This is a genomic window from Microvirga tunisiensis, from assembly GCF_009296175.1.
GTDB lineage: Bacteria > Pseudomonadota > Alphaproteobacteria > Rhizobiales > Beijerinckiaceae > Microvirga > Microvirga tunisiensis.
Genome location: NZ_VOSK01000462.1, coordinates 1 through 4,179, shown reverse-complemented (window position 1 = coordinate 4,179; position 4,179 = coordinate 1). Strand labels below are relative to the sequence as shown.

At 63.3% G+C, this 4,179-nt stretch carries 3 protein-coding genes; all 3 read right to left on the bottom strand.

Annotated elements, in window-relative coordinates:
* Positions 1–251: 251 nt before the first annotated feature.
* Positions 252–1,046 carry a DUF1194 domain-containing protein gene (locus FS320_RS39350; protein WP_152717822.1) on the bottom strand — a complete coding sequence of 265 codons (795 nt, stop codon included), beginning with the start codon at positions 1,044–1,046 and terminating at the stop codon, positions 252–254.
* A 162-nt stretch (positions 1,047–1,208) separates the two neighbouring features.
* Entirely contained in the window at positions 1,209–2,063 is an 855-nt protein-coding gene (locus FS320_RS39345; protein WP_152717820.1) for a lysine/arginine/ornithine ABC transporter substrate-binding protein, read from the bottom strand.
* Positions 2,064–2,625: 562 nt separating this feature from the next.
* Complete coding sequence (locus FS320_RS39340) at positions 2,626–3,996, bottom strand: ATP-binding protein (protein ID WP_152717818.1); 1,371 nt, start codon at positions 3,994–3,996, stop codon at positions 2,626–2,628.
* Positions 3,997–4,179: the final 183 nt, after the last annotated feature.

The window sequence follows — 4,179 nt, the reverse complement described above, 5'->3', positions numbered from 1 at the left end:
TCAGAGGCCTCGGCCTCGCCTCTGTCCACGTCCAGCCAGTCGAGTAATCCGACGAACCGCCGTATACGGACCCGTATGTACGGTGGTGTGGGAGGGGTGGAACCGCGAGGCTCCCCCCTATCCCGATTACAACTCGACGGTTGCGAGCGTCATTTCAGGTGCTGAACAAGGTGCTTGTTCATTTCGAACATGGTCTCCTTGAAGTGAGTCATTGGAAAGCCTGTTGCGACCATCACAGGACGGCGAAACCACTATCGCATCGAGCGGTTCGAGGCGCCCTCCCGACAATCCATCAGAGGCTCGCCGTCTGCCAACTTGAACAATGGCTCCAGGGCCGGGCTGACGATCTCCCGAACGAGCTTGAACCTAATCGCCTCGGCGAAGTGGGACGCGGCGTGCACGGGAATGATGAAAGCGCCCATGCCTCCGATGACGCAATCGCGGTAATAGCGCCCGACATTCCAGAGATCCAATGGTCCATCCGGACGCTTGAAGACGAGCGGCAGCCCGTTGATGGTGATGCCTTGCAGAACAGTCGCGCCACGGGCTTGCGCCACCGGCCGGCCATGGTTGTTGGTCCCGTCTCCCGAAATGTCGATCACCTTTCGCGTGGCCTCGAACGGGGCCGTCATCAAGAGGTGGCGGCCGAAGTCGATGGCTCCTGAAACCGAGGTGGCACCAGAGCCTCGACGCGTCGGCTTTCCTTCCAGCCTCTTGGCGAAGGCCCTGGCCTCCTCCTCCTCGCCAATGAGGGTCCAAGGGACGACAATCCGTTGGTCGAAAGCGTCCGACCAGTCCACATAGATAACGGCAATCCGCCCGATCATCCCGCTGCGGATCGCGTTCAGGACGGCGGCTGATCGGAAGGCCTCAACATAGCCCTGCCGCTGAAGGTCCGCCTCGTCGGCATCCATGGAGGAGGAGGCATCCACCGCCAGCACGAGTGCCAAATCGACTTCGGGCTGTGCATGGGCCAAGCCTTGCGAGCCGAAAAGCAGAACCGCCGCAACCAGGGAGAGCCGCCCTCCAGCACGCGATCGGGTCATTGTGACCTCCTGCTGCGCCAAGCCGTCTGGTGATGACTGGCGTGAACCGCAGCGTCAAAAGTGCCGTGAATGGCGGTGGCCGGGTTTGATGCGATCAGGCCGATACCGCAACAGACGCTTCCGATCTCGAGCGCCGCATCCGACGCCTCGAGGTGAACCCGCTCAGGTGACTGGCGTCACGTCGATCTTGAACCACTTCTCGGACAGCTTCTTGACGGTCCCGTCGGCCTTGGCGGCGGCAATCGCATCGTTGAACATCTGCTTCAGGTCAGTCTCGCCTTGGCGAAGCCCGACGCCCACGCCGGGGCCAAGAAGGCCTCCGGTGATCGAGGGGCCGACCAGGGCATAGTCCTTGAACTCCGGCTTGCGCAAGGTCCCGCTCAGCGCCGTTGCGTCGGCGAGAACGGCATCGATCCGGCCGGCGGCCAGATCGAGATCGTGCTGCTCCGTGCTCTTGTACTCACGGATCTCGGCGACATCCTTCAGGTACTTGTCGGCGAAGTTGGCGTGAGTGGTCGAGGTCTGGACGCCGATGGTCTTGCCTTTCAGGAGCGGCTTCAGATCGGCGATGGCTTTTTCGGCAGCCGCCTGCTGGGTCGACAGATTGAAGGACTGACCGGTCCCCAGCATCTTGGCGAGCGGCGAGTCCTTGGAAACGAGGAAGCCGTTGGGTCCGGCGGCGTAGGGATTCGAGAAATCGATGGTCTTCTTGCGCTCCTCGGTGATGCTCATGCCGGCCATGATGGCGTCGTACTTCTTCGCCTGAAGCGCCGGGATGATGCCGTCCCAATCCTGGGCCACGATCTCGCACTTCACCTTCATGCGGGCGCAGAGCTCGCTGGCGAGGTCGATCTCGAAGCCCTCAAGCTTGCCTCCAGGGCCGGTGAAGTTCCACGGCTCGTAGGCGCCTTCCGTGGCGATCTTGACGGTTTCCCACTTCTTGCCCTGTGCGAAGACGCCACCAAGGGCAAGGGCGATACCGAGGAGAGATAGACCAACGACTCGCAAGGACTTCATCGTCATTCTCCTGCTTTTAGGGCTCCGGCTGCGTATCTGTCGTGTCACCTTTAGGCTTGCAATTCACTCTATGGCACTGAAAGGTCGAAGCCGAGGCCGAGAGCAATGGGGTCCGTGGCACAAGATGACATCGGACCTGAGTCAATCTTAGCGCTTTTTACGGGCGGTGCGTAGAGAATGCTTCGGAACGAAGGTCTGAACTTGGCACCGGGCCGACCTTATCCGGATTTCTGAATCAGTGGCGCAAGCAGACCTTCATTTTGTGCCCTCAACATTACGCTTTGACCCGAAGGGGAGCCTTGGGTGCTGCCACTGCCGTCCGCCTGGTCAGTACGACGCAGCGCCTCTTGGCCGAACCGCGACCGAGGTGTCGCTGACCGCATCCACGATGACGCACTATTTCGGGCGCCGCCACACCACTAGATTGCCGCCCATAATCTGCACGGAGTCGCTAGTCTGGTTCCGAGTCGTCGTCTGGAACTCGACGAGCCCTGTTCCGAACGCGACTTCGACCGTCGCATCTTGAGCACTCTGAGCGATGTCGCGCAGACGGCAGCGCCTTCTACTCACCGAGTTCGTCAAGCAGCGCCTTGGCCGATCTCAAATCAGGCGTGTCGAAGCCCTCGGTAAACCAGTCGTATACAGAGGCGAGGAGATCATGGGCTTCCTGGCGCTTGTCGTGCCGCCAGAGCCGGGCGAGGCTGGTCGCAGCACGCAGCTCAAACGTCTTCGCGCTCTGACCCCGAGCGACGTCGATGGCCCGGAACAGGTCGGCTTCGGCTTCACCGGCGGCGGTCGTAAGGAGCAGGTCGGCGCGGACACGATAGCCTTCCGCCTCGGCAAGGCGCTGCTCCCAGTGCTCGACCCACGGCTGCATGTCCTCGAGAAGCCGGAGCCCACCGTGAATGTCCCCTGAAGTGCAGAGGATCTCCGCCGCTACGACGACGATACAGGGCGTGAAGACGCGCCACGAGGTTTCCGCATCTATCGCCTCAAGGTTCTGGCGCAACTGAGCGAGGTTGTCCGTCGATGCGGTCCGCCCGGCGCGGGCGCAGCTCAGTAGGGCGCGCCCCCTCGTGGCCCAGAAGAGCGCACCCTGCTCCCGCGCAATCGCCATCAGTTCGCCGGCCAGTTCCTCCGCTGCGACCAGGTCGCGCCGGAGCAAGTGGAAAAGGCTGGCGTGGAACAGCGCCCAGGCGAGCGTGTTCGAGTGGGCAAGCATTCGCGCCTCGTCCAGGCCCTGGCGCACCGTTCGGGCCGCTTCGTCGGGGAACCCGAGATGGCCGAGCGCCATACCGGCGCCCATCAGAGCCCCGACCTTGGGGTTCTGGCCATACACATACGCCAGCGGCGTATCGCGCGTCGGATCGTATGCGGTGAGTGCGCAACGCAGGTGCGGCAGGGCCAGATCGGCTCGGCCGCGCGCCAGCAGCGTAAACCCGACCAGCCGGTGACCGATCATCTCAAGCGCCCGGTCGGCGGCGCACTCGGCCTGACTGAGAAACTGCTCCGCGAGACCGATCGAGTTTGTCAGGCGGCCGTTCACGTGCTCGTAGACCCAGTGGCCATACAGCACCGGGAAGAGCTTTGGATTGGCATCTTGAAGCCGATCGCACAGCGTGCGCGCCCGCGCGAACAGGTCGCGGCATTCGTCTCCGCCATAGCCGCTCGTGGCGACCAGCGCGCCCCCAAGCTCAATGCAGAGGTCAAGCTCCAGCTCATCACGCTCGCGCGGGTCAGGCAAGCTCGCGGCTAGCGCAAGCGCCCGGCGAAAATGCCTGGCCGCCTCCACCTCAGCCGAGCGCCGGCGGGCTCGGGCCCCGGCTTGGCGCCAGTACCCGATGGCAGGTGCCACGAGCCCCGCCTCGGTGATGTGACGAGCCAGCAGTTCCGGCTGGGTTTCAACGGTGTCCGGGAACTGCGCCTCCAACACGGCGGCGATCCGAGCGTGCAGCTCCTTCCGTGTGCCGCGCAGCAGTGTGCCGTAGGTGTTTGGTGGCGGAACGTTGTTGGGATCGGGTGCGTTACGCCATTGAGGAGTACACTTGGCGCTTTGACGGCCTGCGACGCCGAGCTTCTCACCGCAGGAGGACGTGATGCACTCCCTTCATCCGCA

What these genes read in the sequence shown, in the direction of transcription:
- FS320_RS39350 (WP_152717822.1), bottom strand. Translation starts at nt 1,046, where the DNA reads ATGACCCGATCGCGTGCTGGAGGGCGGCTCTCCCTGGTTGCGGCGGTT.
- FS320_RS39345 (WP_152717820.1), bottom strand. Translation starts at nt 2,063, where the DNA reads ATGAAGTCCTTGCGAGTCGTTGGTCTATCTCTCCTCGGTATCGCCCTT.